This window comes from Acidovorax sp., from assembly GCF_027492855.1.
Lineage (GTDB): Bacteria > Pseudomonadota > Gammaproteobacteria > Burkholderiales > Burkholderiaceae_C > Acidovorax.
Genome location: NZ_JAPUDY010000044.1, coordinates 22410 through 35967 on the forward strand (window position 1 = coordinate 22410; position 13558 = coordinate 35967).

The window sequence follows — 13558 nt, forward strand, 5'->3', positions numbered from 1 at the left end:
CACTGGAATGGGGAGGTGCAATGCAACTCACGCCGAGGCATCGGCAGGCACATAGTCCGCCATGACCACGCGGCGCTTGCCGGTTTGTTTGGCGTGGTACATGGCGACGTCTGCCTGTTTGAGCAGTGCCTCAGCTGCACCCGCGTGGGGCGCTGTGCCAGGCAGGTAGTTGGTGGCGCCAATGCTGGCGGATACATGCAGCGTGTGCTCGCCGCAGTGGTAGGGTTGCGAAATATGCTCCACCAGTTTGGCGGCCACCTTGGCCGCGCCCCGGGCGCCTGGCTGGATCAGGGCAATGGCGAACTCGTCGCCCCCCAGGCGCGCCACCAGGTCGCAGGCGCGCACGCCCTGCGCCAGGCGCTGGGCGGCCTCCTGCAGCAGCAGGTCACCCGCGTCGTGGCCGTGGGTGTCGTTCACGGCCTTGAAACCGTCCAGGTCAATGTAGAGCACCGCCAGGCCCGTGCTGTTGCGTTCGGCCAGGGTGATCTGCTTGCGCAGCATCTGCCGAAAGAAGGCACGGTTGGCCAGTCCGGTCAGGGGGTCGTGGTAGGCCTCGTGGCGGGTAGCGTCCAGCAGGATTGAGGCCTGGCTCAGCGCCCGGCCGACCTGGTCGGCCTCGGCCAGCGCCAGCGGCGGTACGTTGATGGATGCCCCGTCGCCCAGCGCCAGAGCGGGTTGCACCAGCGATTGCACGGACGACGAGATGCCCCGGCTGATTCGCCAAGCCAGCAGCAGGCTGACTAGCAAGATGAGCGTCAGCCCCGCCAGCAGCCAGACGGCGGCGTCCAATAGTGGTGCGCGCAGGCTGGCGCTGGGAATACCCACGCCCACCGCCCACCCCGTGTGGGCTGAGCGGCTGGAGCCCATCAGCACGGGCGTGCCTTCGCGGGTGACGGTTTCAAACGCGTCCGCCGTGTTGCGGGTGATATTGCCGATGATGCCGGGCAGCCCCAGCCGTCCCACATAGCGCTCCATATCGTGGCTGCGTGCGGTGATGTAGCCGTTGCCGTCATATACCGAGACGATCCATTGTGAAGAGAGCTGCTTTTCGGTGATCAGGTGGGCCAGGATGGACGGTGCGAATCGCGCGCGCAGCACCTGGCCACCGGCATAGGACAGGGGGACCGAAACGGTGATGGTGCCCGCGTCTTCCAGGTACGGGCTGAGGGCTGCGAGGTCAGTGCGCTCCGCGGTGCCGGGTTGCTGGCGTTGCTGCGGAGTGGGCGAAAGGCTGGAGTCTGCGGTGCGCTGGGTATCCATCAGCGTCTGGCCGTCTGCGCTCTCCAGAACAATGGCCGAGAGGTTCAGCGCTGCCAGGCTGTCACGCGCCTGGCCGTGAAAATCCCGCAAATTGCCCCCCTGCAGCATGCGTGAGGTGGAGAGCACCTCCATGCCGGATTTGATGTTGGCCAGCTCATGGTCCACCGCCGTCATCACAGCCCGTGCGGCGCTGACGAGTTCACGCTCTTGCTGTTGGTGCAACCGGTAGTAGTCAAAGGCCATTACGCCAATCACCAGCAGCGATACGGGCACGATCGAGGCGAACACCAGAAACGCCAGCCGGTTGAGAATTGTGGGCGCCATGGCGTGGTACACAGAAACCAACAGCATGACCATGAAGAACACGGCCACCACTGCGCTGATGGCGATGCCCATCCGTGCTCCCCAGATACCCAGGTCATTGGCGGTGCAGACGCTGCCTTCGGGGAAGTTGGCGGCAGCCATGCCGGTGTAGTGCATGCCTGCAATGGCCAGCCCCATGACAAGGGCTGCAGCGGCCTTTTGCGTCAGACCGGTGACGGCGTTGTCGCCGCGCAGCAAAAAGCAGATCTTGAGCGCGGCCGTGGATGCAACGATGGCAATCAGCACCGACAGCGCAAACAGCAGTGGGTCGTAGGAGATGCGCGGCATCATCTGCATCGCCTCCATGCCCAGATAGTGCATGGACGCCACGCCCACCCCCATCAACATACCCGCCACCCCCAGTTGGCGCCAGGCAAGCTGAGGGCGGCTGATGGTGATCAGCGCAAGCATGGATGAAAGCACAGCCACCACCCACGATGCCAGGGTGATGGACACGTCATACGCCAGTGGAATGGGCAGCGAGAACGCCAGCATGCCCACAAAGTGCATGGACCAGATGCCCGAGCCCATGGCCACCGAGCCGCCCGCCAGCCACAGCCACATGCGCTCCTTGCTCTGCTGCCCCGCTTTGGTGGCCGTGCGCGCAGCGGTGACGTGGGACGCCATGTTCAGTGCCACGAACGACGCAATGATCGCTGTGAGCACCGAGAGCACCACCAGCAGTGGGCTGTAGCTAGCTTGCATGCGCGGTGCTCCTTGGGCAGGGCGGGGTCTGATGCGGGCGCTGGGTCATGGATCGGTTGATGTGACCAAGAGCTCAAGAAAGTATCCTAGCGCGAAACAGCAGTGCGCGAATGCTGAAAACTGCCCCCCTGGGCCCGTCAGTTCGCCGGATGGTGCCAAACCGCTACATCGCCTTGAACAAATGGGCGTAGAGCCGGCTCACCGGCAGCCGCTCGGGCCGCCCACGCAGGCTGAGGTGTTGTTTGCCCGCCTCGTCGCGGGTCACGGTGGTTATGGCTGCGGCGCGCACCAACGTGCTGCGGTGCACCTGCCAGAACTCTTGCGGATCGATCTGCTCGATCAGCTCCTTGAGCGCGGTGCGGATCAGGTATTCCCGCTCGGCAGTCAGTACGCGTACATATTTGTCAGCCGCTTCGAAATAGACCACCTCGGCCAGCGGCACCATGTGGATTTGTGCGCCATGGCTGGCCTGGATCACGCTCAGCCGGGCGGAGGGCGGCTGGTGCGGCATGGCGGCCCCCAGGCCGGGCGCCTGCAGCAGCGCGCGCAACTGGGCCATGGTGGTCTCGAGCGCAGGGGATGATGCCGTGGCAGCCGCCGGGGCCAGGCCGGACTGGCGTTGTGCGAGCAGCTCCTGGACCTTGGCCACGGTGCGGGCCAGGCGGCGGGCCTCTATGGGTTTGAGCAGGTAGTCCACCGCCTGGGCGTCGAAGGCCTGCACCGCGTACTGGTCGTAGGCCGTGGCAAACACCAGGGCCGGGAAGGGCGCGTCGGCGGGCCAGGCGTCGGCCAGCTCCACGGCGGCATCCAGGCCGCTCTGGCCGGGCATGCGGATGTCGAAAAACAGCACGTCGGGCCGCAGCGCCAGCGCCTGTTGCACGGCCGAGCGCCCGTCGCCCACGGTGGCCACGATCTCCAGGCCGGGCCAGGCGCGCGCCAGCTCCTGGCGCAGGGCGGCGGCCAGCAGGGGTTCGTCTTCGGCGATCAGCGCGCGGGGGGCGGGCGGGTTCATGGCTGGGTGGGTAGATTCAAAGGAAAAGTGATGCTAGCGCTTGTTCCACCAGCGCTACCAGCTATCAATTCGAGAGCACCTGCTGCACCGTAAAGGGTGGCCAGTCGCTCGTGTACCTGGGCCAGGCCAAAGCCTTGGCTGGGGCCGGTGCTGGGAGTAGGCCGGGTGGCAGGCAGGCCTGCGCCGGTGTCGATCACGTCGATGACCAGTAGCGGGCCGCCGGGGCCGGGGCGGGTGCTGGCCCGCACGGTGATGTGCCCGCCCTCCACCTGGGGCTCCAGGCCGTGGCGGATGGCGTTTTCGACCAGGGGTTGCAGCAACAGCGGCGGCACAGGCACGTGGCGCAGCGCCTCGGGCAGGTCAAGCGTGTAGGCCATGCGCGGGCCCATGCGCACGGCCATCAGCTCCAGGTAGTCGGCAAGGCGCTCAAACTCGCGCTCCAGTGGGTGCTGGGTGCTGCGCGATGCGCTGAGCGTGGCGCGCAGGTAGGCAATCATGCGGTCCAGCATCTCCTGGGCGCGTGCCGGGTCGGTGCCGATCAGCGTGCGCAGGTTGGCCAGGGTGTTGAACAGCATGTGTGGTTCGAGCTGCGTCTCCAGCAGCTTGAGCCGGGCCTCCGTGGCCTGGCTGTGCACTTCGTTCACGCGGGCCTGCAGCCAGGCGCTTTTGCTTCGGGTGTAGAAGAAGTAGGTCAGCGCAAGCCCTGACAGCACCGTGATGCCGACAGAGATGTGCAACTCGGGGCGTTCATGCATGTTCCAGGACGCGAACCCGAACCAGCTATCGGCGAGCCAGGTGCCGCCGACGAAGCCCAGCACGTTTCCCACCAGCGGCAAGGCAATCCCTGCGATGCCCGTGGGCCAGCCGTACTCTTGGGTGGATGGAAAAAGGTGGCGCCCAAAGTCGATGATCGCCCAGGACAGCAGGCCGATGGACAGTGAGTAGGCCAGCGTAATCTCGTAGGGCTTGTGTGGCCTGAACGCGTAGTGGATGGCGGCGATGGAAAGGCAAAAGGCAACCATCTGCAGAAAATGCCGGAGCTTGGCGATCCAGTCGATTCTCATGGGGGCTCTCGCCGGGGTTCAGTCAGCGCTGACCGCGTTCGCGCTGAATCCGCTCACGCTCTTGTTGCACCATGCGTTCACGCAACCCGGAGCCTGTGCCCAGCAAAAACACGGAAATACCGTGCAATGCCAACCCCACTCCCCAGCCCAGCAGCGGATACACCGACCAGGGCCGGTTGCCAAAGCCGTAGCGCGACATGCCAAATAGCCCCAGGTTCACCACCACGAAGACTGCGGCATGGGTGTACCAGCCCAGTTTGGCCCCGGCGCGCTTTCGGGCCAGTTTGTCGATGTCTTCGGGTGTCATGGGCATGGAGGCACTTATTCTAGGTGGGCCGCACGGGTTTTTGCGCGCCCGCGTATGGCGTGCAGTGCGGTGGCTCCTGGTTCTCTGTTTCAGGAGCCCGTGCCCTGTCGAATGATCCGGTCGCGTTCGGCCTGCACCATGCGTTCGTGCAGGCCGGAGCCTCCCGCCAGAGCAAACACCATCACGCCATGGACGGCCAGGCCGATGCCCCAGCCCACGGCCGGGAAGATGGCCCAGTGGCGCCCGCTGGCGGCAGACAGTGCGGCCAGCAACAGATTGACCAGCAGGTATACGGCGGCGTGGGTGTACCAGCCTAGCTTCGCGCCAGCGCGCTTGCGGGCCAGGCGTTCGATGGGATCGTGGATCTGGTGGTCACGGCGCATGGTGGGAGCTTTCAAGCAAAAGAGGAGGGGTTGGGGGATGTGGCTGTACTCAGGCCGAAGCGGGTGATGTGGCGAAAGCGGTGCTGCGCTGCGCCAGGCGCCACAGGCGCAGGGACCGGGCGGCGAACAGACCGTTGAAGATGCCATAGAGCACGGCGATCTGCAGGGCAAAGCTGCCGTCGCGCGCCAGGGCGGGTTGCAGTGCTAACTCGACGCCTACGAAATACTTGGTCAAAAAGATGCCGAGGATCAGGGCCAAGGGCATGGCGCTGCCCGGAATGAAGAAACTGCGCGACGTGGCTGCATACAGCGTGCCGCTGGGCGCAGCAGGCTGGAGCCACAGCGCCAGCGCCGCGATCGCGGTGGCTGCCGCCAGCCAGGCCCCCACCGCGGCGCCCACCTGGCCCGCGCTGCCGAAGGCCGAGATGAGGCCGTACACCGACAGAGCCGTCATCGCCAAAGGCATGGCCATGGCCCGCATCAGGCTGACGTTGCGGCCAAAGAGCTGGCTGGCGCCCAGCGCGAGCAGGCCAACCAGGAGGCCCCAGACCCAGTAGGGCGTGTGCTGAATGATGGGGCCCAGCATCTGGGGCTGTTGAATGAGCAGGTTGAGCAGCATGGTGGTCGTTCCAGTCTGGGGAAAGAGAGGGGGGTTGCACGGTGCGCGCCCCAAGCGCGCTCGATGCAGGGGGGACTGTGCAGGCACGCGCCCGGCGTGGACAGCACCATGCGACGAAATGCGGATGGGTGGCCGTGGAATGCGCCAATGCGCCGTGAACTGTGGGCCGTTTGGGCCGCTGCCCGATTGCGCAGGGCCCCCGGCGGATAATCCGGCACCTATTTGCAAGGAGTGCGCGTGGACGTTGTATTGCTGGCCAAGGCCGCCATCATGGGGGTCGTCGAGGGGCTGACCGAGTTTTTGCCCATTTCTTCCACGGGGCACCTGATTTTGGCGGGCTCGTTGCTGGGCTTTGACGACGCCAAGGCCAAGGTCTTCGACATCGCCATCCAGACGGGCGCCATCTTTGCGGTGATCCTGGTGTATTGGCAGAAGATCCGCTCCACCCTGGTGGCATTGCCCACCGAGCGGCAGGCGCAGCGCTTTGCGCTCAACGTGTTCATCGGTTTTCTGCCCGCCGTGGTGCTGGGCCTGCTGTTTGGCAAGGCCATCAAGGCGCACCTTTTCACGCCGGTGGTGGTGGCCAGCACCTTCATCATTGGGGGCTTCATCATTTTGTGGGCCGAGCGCCGCCCGCCGTCAGCCACCCGCGTGCACAGTGTGGATGCGATGACGCCCCTCGATGCGCTCAAGGTGGGCCTGGTGCAGTGCCTGGCCATGGTGCCCGGCACCAGCCGCAGCGGCTCCACCATCATTGGCGGCATGTTGCTGGGCCTGTCGCGGCAGGCTGCTACGGATTTTTCGTTCTTTTTGGCCATTCCCACGCTCATTGGCGCGGGGGTGTACAGCCTTTACAAGGAGCGTGCGCTGCTGTCCATGGCGGATCTGCCGATGTTCATGACGGGGCTGGTTTTCTCTTTCCTCAGCGCCTGGCTGTGCGTGCGTTGGCTGCTGCGCTACATCAGCACCCACAGCTTCGTGCCGTTTGCGTACTACCGCATCGTGTTCGGGGTGGTTGTGCTGGTGACCGCGTGGACGGGCTGGGTGCAGTGGGCCGGTTGAGAGGCCTCCTCGCAGGCTGTCCGTCCACGGTGATGAGGCTTGTCGGTGGGGGCTTGGTGGCCGTGGCGCTGGCTTGCCACGGCGGCTGATGAACTGGCAGGAAAGGATGGCCGCGAAGTGGCTGAAAGTGATAAGCTGCCATCGTCCGCCGCCGTGCGCTGCAGAATCGCTATGAATGGCGTGGGGCAGCCTCCCTATTGATGACCATCCCCTGATGGGGCTTTCGCCGCATGATGCAAGATGAGCCAGAGTTGTCACGGCCTTCCGCTGCCATTCGGAAGGACACATGGTCAAAGGCGGAACTCCTGGACCTGATCTCCCGCAGCGCCGGTGCGACCATGGCGGTGATCGACCGCAGCCTGGTCATGATTTACGTGAACGACGAGTATGCGCGGTGGTTCAATTCAACCCCCGCGCAACTGGTGGGCCGGACGCTGGCGGACGTTTATGGCGAGCAGGATTGCATGCGCTTCATGCCCTTTGTGGAGCGTGTCCTGCGCGGTGAGCGGCTGCAGTACCAGCGCATGTTGCGCACGCCGTATGGTTTTGACGAGTGGCGCACCATCTGCCTCACGCCGTGGCACAACAGCCAGGGTGCCATTGATGGCTTTATCACCACGGCGCTGGATGTGCATGACCTGCAGGTGGCCATGAATGCGCTGCGCGCCGCCAACCAGCGGCTTTCGTCCCACATGGAAAACAGCCCGCTGGCGGTGCTGGAGATGGACCAAAAGTTGCAACTGCTCCACTGCTCGCAGCGGGCAGTGCAGCTCATGGGATGGCTGCAGGTATCGGCGCTGGAGGGGCGGCTGCTCACCGATCTATTGGCCCCCGCCTCCATGGACGACAGCTTGCTCCAGGCCTTGCAGCGCCTTCAGTCGGGCGAGGAGTCGCAGAACCGTGCGGAAACCTGCTTTGTGCGCAGCGATGGGACAGAGGTGCACTGCGAGTGGTTCAATTCGGCCCTGACCGATGGGAATGGACTGGTCACCTCCATCATGGCGCTGGTGCAGGACGTCTCGGCCAAGATACAGATTGCGCGCCAGCAGCACTACCTGGCCAACCACGATTCGTTGACCGGCCTGCTCAACCGCGCGGCATTTCAGGCGTGCCTGGAAAGATCCCTGGTGCGGTGCCGCCACAGCAAGAACACGGTCGCACTTTTGTTCATCGACCTTGACGGTTTCAAGCGCGTCAACGACACCGAAGGCCACCGCGCGGGCGACGAAGTCCTGCGCATCGTGGCGCGGCGGATAGCGAGCACGGTGCGCGGGGGCGACACCATGGCGCGCTTGGGGGGCGATGAGTTTCTAGTGATGCTGGACCAGGAGGTGACCCGTGACGTGACCGACACCATTGGCCGCCGCATCATCGAAGCCTTGCACCTTCCGATGTCGGTGGATGGGCGCGATCTGCACATTGGGGCCAGCATCGGCATCGCGATGCACCCCCCGATGGAGGGCGATATCGACGCCCTGATGAATCGCGCGGATCAGGCCATGTATTCGGCCAAACGCGCGGGCAAAGGGCGTTTGCACTACGCGCAGGCCGCCTGAGCGCGGCCTGGCCGGAGACCGGTTTCTTTAGCCCTGCGGCGGCCGAATGCTCTGCTGGAAGTGAAAGAAGTTGCCGGGGTCGTACGTGGCCTTGACCCGCTGCAGCTTCGGGTAGGCGGGGCCCCAGTAGGCGTTTGCAAAATCGGTGAGGCGTGCGTTCGGGTAGTTCTGATAGACATGCCCGTTCAGGAAGGGCTTGACCAATTGCATGAAGCCATCGAGCCAGGCGTCCATCTGTGCGCGCTCCGCCGCGTTGGTCCAGAACACGTCCACCACGAGGTCGGCATCCACATGGCGGTGGATAAACGCGCTGTCGGCCACCGGGTAGCGGTTGATGGCGCCCCCGTAGGGCTCCAGGTAGGCCAGGGACCAGGGGTTGGGCGAGGTCTTGAAGTAGTCGATGATGCGCTGCCAGTCGGCGGTAGATAGCGGCGTGCTGATGTAGCCGCAGGCCTTGGTTTCCGCCACGCCGTCCGGCAGGTTGTCCGGCAAGGTGTAGGGGTGGTCTTCGAGCCAGACGTTCATCTCGGGGTAGGTGCCGGTCTTGTCCACCAGTAGCTGTGCGCTGGGGATGGCGAGCAAGGATGCAATGGCCTGCAGGCCGGCTTCGCGGGTGCCGCAGAACATGCCCTGCACCATGTAGACCGGCGCGCCTTTCTGGTAGCCCAGGTTCATCATGTAGCCCAGTTTGTCGGGGGCGCCTGTCTTCATGAAGCTCTTTTGCATCAGCGTGAGCACCTGGGCCGCGTGGGCCTGGTCCCAACTGATGGCCCAGGCCCACACCTGGTCGAGCCGGTGCATGCGATAGGTGACTTGCAGCACCACCCCGAAGTTGCCGCCCGTGCCGCCCCGAAGCGCCCAGAAGAGGTCAGGGTGGTCGTGGGCGCTGGCCGTGACGATGGACCCGTTGGCCAGCGCCACGCGAAATGATTCCACCAGATCGCTCTGGATGCCGAAGGCGCGCGACGTGTAGCCGTAACCTCCGCCCTGCACAAAACCGCCCACGCATACGCTGCCGCAGGCCCCCGTGGGCACATGCCAGCCCGTGTGGTTCATGGCGCCGTTGAAGTGGTCGAAGTCGGTGCCGGGCAACACATGCACCCGTTCGCGCTCGGGGTCGAGCACCACACCCTTGATATCGCTGAGGTCGATCACCATGCCGCTGTTGACCGAGTACCCCGCCGTGCTGTGGCCGCCACAGCGCACGGCCACCCACACGCGGTAGGCACGGGCCACGGCCAGGCATTCCAGCACGTCGTTTTCGCAGGCGCAGTACACGATGATCTCGGGGTAGGCCTGGAACGCGGGGTTGGACTCCTGCCGGGCTTCGTTGTAGTCGGGGCTGGTGGGCAGGACGATGTGGCCCACGAGCCTGGCCTCCAGCAAGGCGATGGCATCCCAGGGGAGTGTCGGGCGGGGCGCAGCCTCCGCGCCAAGGGCCGCAGCTTGTGGGGCCGCCAGTGAGCGGAAATGCGCAACACGCGCGTCTTTGGCAATACGGGCAGGGCTTTTGCGATGGGCCATGGCGAACGATCCTCCGTGATGGGTGATGAAAGCGGAGCCCCGTGTTTAACGGATCGGCCGAGGATTGACCAGTCGGAAATAGCCGATGCACGGCCGGTCTGTTCAGGAGGACGATAGCGCCAGGTCGCCCGTGTTGCGCCGCAGGCAGAACTTGCCGCCTTGTTTGCCGCTGTACATGGCGGCATCGGCCAGCTTGAGCAGGCCGACGGCGTCGCTGCTGTCGTGGGGGGCGATGGCGTAGCCGATGGTCAGCCCCACCTCGACCCGCGTGTTCTGCAGCGAAAACGGAGCGCGGAAGGCGTCCAGCAGTTTGTTGCCCAGTTCGTGCGCCTGCTGCAGGCTGTGCAGTTGCCCGGCCATCACCACGAATTCGTCGCCGCCCAGGCGTGCCACCAGGTCGCTTTGGCGCACATGGCCTTGCAGGCGCCGGGTGACGGCGACCAGCAACTCATCGCCCACGTCGTGGCCATGCTGATCGTTGACGGGCTTGAACCCGTCCAGGTCCATCACGTACACGGCCAGCATCTTCTCGGGGCTGCAGCGCGAGAGCGCGGACGCCAGCGCGATGTTGAGTCCGCGCCGGTTGGGCAAGCCGGTCAGTGGGTCGGTGTGGGCCAGGGAGCGCATGACGTCGCGCTCGCGATTGGCGTCCACCGCCTCTGCGCGCAGCGCCTTGGTGCGCAGGCCCAGCACCCGCATGAAAAGCAGCATGTCCAGCGTGGCACCGAACTGGAAGGAGTGCATGGTCCAGAAATTCACGGGCACCCAGCCACGGATCAGTCCGATGACGGTGGCCGTGGCCAGGAAATACAGCAGCCAGGCCAGCAGCAAGGTGGTGCCAACGGGGTCGCCCTGGCGGGCACGGCGCACCGAGCCGGGGATGCCCATGAGCGCAGGCACCAGCCCCAGGACGCTGACGATGCCGGTGGCGGCGCGAGTGCCCAGCAGGTCCAGCGCATGCAGCGCGGCCAGCACCACGCACAGCACGGCTCCGCCGCGCATGCTGCGCAGCAGCCGGCTGTGGGGGCGGTCGCCCGCCAGCGCCTGGCTGATGAAGAGGAAGGAGCCGCAGGTGGCGGTCAGCGCCGCCAGGTTGGCGGCATGCAGCTCCATCCAGGGCATGTCGCGCCACAGGTACTGCGTGCCCAGGCCGAACAGGTGCAGCGAAAACAGCAGGCTGCCGGTAATGAGCAGCGCATACTGGATGAACAGCACATCGCGCAGGTTGAGCCACTGCGCCAGGCTGTAAATGATCAGGCACAGCGCCAGTCCGGTCAGGATGCCCTGCAGCATCTGCTCGTTCAGGGCCATGCTGTGCCATGTGGTGGGCTTGATCAGGGTGATGGGCAGCACCATGGCGCCCCGGGTCTCGATGCGCAACAGCACTTCGTAGGCATGCCCTGGCAGCATGTTCAAGGGCAAGGCGTGCGAGCGGCTGCGCAGGGGGCGCTGGGTGTAGGGCTGCAGGCTGCCCAGTGTGGCCTGCTGGGTCACGTGGCCGTCGGTGGCCAGGTAGATCTCGATGCGCTGGAGCACGGGGTAGTCGATGTCCAGGACCCAGACGCCGCTGGAGCTGGGCGCAACGGCTACGGGGATGCGCAGCCACACAGGCTCGGTGCGCACGCCCAGCGTGCCACCGGTGTCCGGGGGCGGTTCGAAGCGTGCAAGTGAGGCCAGGATGTCTTCGATCAGCAGGGTGCCCGAGGGGTCGGCCAGCACCGACACCGCCGGCCACGCCTTGATGGAAGGGTGGTCGTCGCGCAGCTCCAGCGGGGTGGCTGCTGCGGCCCGGGCCGGGCCCGCCAGCATGAGGACCATGGCCAGCAGCCAGGGCAGGCACCAGTGCAGGCCCTGGCGCCCGTGCGCCCCCCCGCGCGGCAAGGTGGGGCGCGATGGCCACGGGAAGATAGGGCGGCGCACCATCATGAGGACAGGGCGAGTTCGCCCTGGTTGCGCCGGATGGACTGCTTGCCGCTTTGCTTGCCTGCATACATGGCGGCATCGGCCTGGCGCAGCAGGGCCTGCGCGTCGCTTCCGTCCAGCGGTGCCAGCGCGTAGCCGATGGTCAGCCCTACCGTGACGGTGTGCTGGTCCAGCGCAAAGGAATGCTCGAAAGCCTTGATCAGCGACCGCCCCAGGTCCTCGGCCTGCTCGGTGCTGGCCAGCTCGCAGGCTATGACGATGAATTCATCCCCGCCCAGCCGAGCCACCAGGTCGGTCTGGTGGCGCACGCTGGCCTGCAGCCGCTGGCCCACCGCCACCAGCAGGTGGTCGCCCACGTCGTGGCCGTAGGAGTCGTTGATGGGCTTGAACCCGTCCAGGTCCATGAGGTACACCGCCACCATGTGCTGCGGGGTGCATTTGAGCAAGGCCGCATGCAGGGCATGCTGCAGGCCGCGCCGGTTGCTCAGGCCCGTGAGCGGGTCGCTGTGCGCGAGGGAGTGCATGAGGTCGCGCTCGCGCAGGGTCTCCTGGGCCTGGGCTTTGGCCGCCTGTGCGCGCAGACCCAGCACGCGCAGGAAGAGCAGCATGTCCAGGGTGGCGCCGAACTGGAAGGCATGCAGCGTCCAGAAGTTGGCGGGCAACCAGCCCTGGACCAGGCCCGCCATGGCCACGGCCGCCAGGGCGTACACGGTCCAGGCTATCAGCAGGGTGGCGCCGATGGGGTCTTTCTGGCGCACCCGCCGGATGGCGGCGGGAATGCTGAACAAGGATGGCAAAGGACCCAGCAGGCTCATGAAGACCGTGGCTCCTCGGGGGCCGATCAGGTTCACCATGTGGGCTAGGCACAGAGCGATGGAGACCACGGCGCCCGCCTTCATCACCCGCACGTAGCGGCTGTGCCGCGCACCGGCCGCCAGGACGTGGCTCAGAAACAGGAAGGAGCCGGCCAGCGCAATGAAGCCCGCAATGACGGCAGCATGCCCTTCCATCCACACATTGCCTGGCCACAGGAACTGGGCTCCGATGCCAAAGAAATGCAATGAAAACCCCGCGCTGCCGAGCACCACCAGCGCGTAGTAGGCAAACAGGCGCTCACGATGGCTGGCCCATTGGGCCAGGCTGTAGGCCAGCAGGCAGAACGCCAGGCCGGTGAGGAAACCCTGCAGCAGCTGCTCGCGCAGCGCCAGACGAAGGTGGTGAGGGACCTCGCTGACCGAGAGGGGCAGGATCAGCGGGCCCAATGTGCGAACCCGGATCAGCAGGTCGTAGCGCTGCCCAGCACGGAGTTTGAGCTCCATCGAGGGCGTGCGGCTGGAGAGCGATGTTTCGCTGGGAGGGCGCAGGTAACCCAGGGAGGCCTGTTGGAGCAGCTCGCCGTTGCTGGCCAGGTACATGTCCACCTCCTGCAGCGCGCTGTAGCCGAGGTTGACGATCCATTCGGTCTCGGCCCGAGCGGCCGTGGCCATGGGGATGTGCAGCCACACTGCCTCCTTGCGCACCCCCAGGGAGCCACCGCGCCGGTTGGGCTCTTGGAACTCGCGCAGTCGGCCCAGTACCTCCAGCGCTCCCAGTTGATGGGACGCATCGGGCAGTAGGGTGATGGCCTGCCATGCGTCCAGTGCCTGCATGCCGGGCTCCAGCACGAGCAGTCGACCCGGTTCCTGCGACTGCGCTTGCGCCCCCATTGGCAGCATGTGCAGAGCGAGCAGGCACAGTCCCACGGCCACGGCCGTGCAGCGTAGGGCATGCCCGCAGCATG

General features: G+C 65.8%; 11 protein-coding genes. 2 read left to right on the forward strand and 9 right to left on the reverse strand.

Going from position 1 to position 13558, the window contains the following annotated elements:
• Window positions 1-27 precede the first annotated feature (27 nt).
• The 6 genes from Q0105_RS08090 to Q0105_RS08115 all read right to left on the reverse strand — a co-directional run bounded on the left by Q0105_RS08090 (window position 28) and on the right by Q0105_RS08115 (window position 5713).
• Entirely contained in the window at window positions 28-2328 is a 2301-nt protein-coding gene (locus Q0105_RS08090; protein WP_298210579.1) for a diguanylate cyclase, read from the reverse strand.
• Between the two features lie 163 nt (window positions 2329-2491).
• Window positions 2492-3340: a LytTR family DNA-binding domain-containing protein gene (locus tag Q0105_RS08095; RefSeq protein WP_298210580.1), complete on the reverse strand. Its 849-nt coding sequence runs from the start codon at window positions 3338-3340 to the stop codon at window positions 2492-2494.
• Entirely contained in the window at window positions 3337-4404 is a 1068-nt protein-coding gene (locus Q0105_RS08100) for a histidine kinase (RefSeq protein WP_298210582.1), read from the reverse strand. The genes Q0105_RS08095 and Q0105_RS08100 overlap by 4 nt, the downstream gene beginning before the upstream one ends.
• A gap of 22 nt (window positions 4405-4426) precedes the next feature.
• Complete coding sequence (locus Q0105_RS08105) at window positions 4427-4717, reverse strand: 2TM domain-containing protein (RefSeq protein ID WP_298210584.1); 291 nt, start codon at window positions 4715-4717, stop codon at window positions 4427-4429.
• 83 nt (window positions 4718-4800) lie between these two features.
• Window positions 4801-5094, reverse strand: a complete 294-nt coding sequence (locus Q0105_RS08110) for a 2TM domain-containing protein (protein ID WP_298210586.1) — start codon at window positions 5092-5094, stop codon at window positions 4801-4803.
• Window positions 5095-5143: 49 nt separating this feature from the next.
• Complete coding sequence (locus Q0105_RS08115) at window positions 5144-5713, reverse strand: DUF6622 family protein (RefSeq protein WP_298210588.1); 570 nt, start codon at window positions 5711-5713, stop codon at window positions 5144-5146.
• Window positions 5714-5950: 237 nt separating this feature from the next.
• On the opposite strand from Q0105_RS08115, the gene Q0105_RS08120 reads away from it, so the two are divergent.
• Together Q0105_RS08120 and Q0105_RS08125 are read left to right on the forward strand one after the other, a co-directional pair.
• Window positions 5951-6775 (forward strand): undecaprenyl-diphosphate phosphatase, encoded by an 825-nt coding sequence (locus tag Q0105_RS08120; protein WP_298210590.1) that lies wholly within the window; start codon window positions 5951-5953, stop codon window positions 6773-6775.
• Window positions 6776-7005: 230 nt separating this feature from the next.
• Window positions 7006-8331, forward strand: a complete 1326-nt coding sequence (locus Q0105_RS08125) for a diguanylate cyclase (protein ID WP_298210592.1) — start codon at window positions 7006-7008, stop codon at window positions 8329-8331.
• 27 nt (window positions 8332-8358) lie between these two features.
• Here Q0105_RS08125 and Q0105_RS08130 read toward each other — a convergent pair whose 3' ends face one another.
• From Q0105_RS08130 to Q0105_RS08140, 3 genes are all read right to left on the reverse strand, one after another.
• On the reverse strand, window positions 8359-9855 hold the full coding sequence (locus Q0105_RS08130; protein WP_298210594.1) for an FAD-binding oxidoreductase: 1497 nt from the start codon (window positions 9853-9855) through the stop codon (window positions 8359-8361).
• Window positions 9856-9957: 102 nt separating this feature from the next.
• Window positions 9958-11781, reverse strand: coding sequence for a diguanylate cyclase (locus tag Q0105_RS08135; RefSeq protein WP_366145917.1), 1824 nt, complete (start codon window positions 11779-11781; stop codon window positions 9958-9960).
• Window positions 11778-13526, reverse strand: coding sequence for a diguanylate cyclase (locus Q0105_RS08140; RefSeq protein WP_366145918.1), 1749 nt, complete (start codon window positions 13524-13526; stop codon window positions 11778-11780). The genes Q0105_RS08135 and Q0105_RS08140 overlap by 4 nt, the downstream gene beginning before the upstream one ends.
• Window positions 13527-13558: the final 32 nt, after the last annotated feature.

Coding starts and splice junctions, on each gene's coding strand:
- Q0105_RS08090 (WP_298210579.1), bottom strand. CDS start 2,328: ATGCAAGCTAGCTACAGCCCACTGCTGGTGGTGCTCTCGGTGCTCACA.
- Q0105_RS08095 (WP_298210580.1), bottom strand. CDS start 3,340: ATGAACCCGCCCGCCCCCCGCGCGCTGATCGCCGAAGACGAACCCCTG.
- Q0105_RS08100 (WP_298210582.1), bottom strand. CDS start 4,404: ATGAGAATCGACTGGATCGCCAAGCTCCGGCATTTTCTGCAGATGGTT.
- Q0105_RS08105 (WP_298210584.1), bottom strand. CDS start 4,717: ATGCCCATGACACCCGAAGACATCGACAAACTGGCCCGAAAGCGCGCC.
- Q0105_RS08110 (WP_298210586.1), bottom strand. CDS start 5,094: ATGCGCCGTGACCACCAGATCCACGATCCCATCGAACGCCTGGCCCGC.
- Q0105_RS08115 (WP_298210588.1), bottom strand. CDS start 5,713: ATGCTGCTCAACCTGCTCATTCAACAGCCCCAGATGCTGGGCCCCATC.
- Q0105_RS08125 (WP_298210592.1), top strand. CDS start 7,006: ATGATGCAAGATGAGCCAGAGTTGTCACGGCCTTCCGCTGCCATTCGG.
- Q0105_RS08130 (WP_298210594.1), bottom strand. CDS start 9,855: ATGGCCCATCGCAAAAGCCCTGCCCGTATTGCCAAAGACGCGCGTGTT.
- Q0105_RS08135 (WP_366145917.1), bottom strand. CDS start 11,781: ATGATGGTGCGCCGCCCTATCTTCCCGTGGCCATCGCGCCCCACCTTG.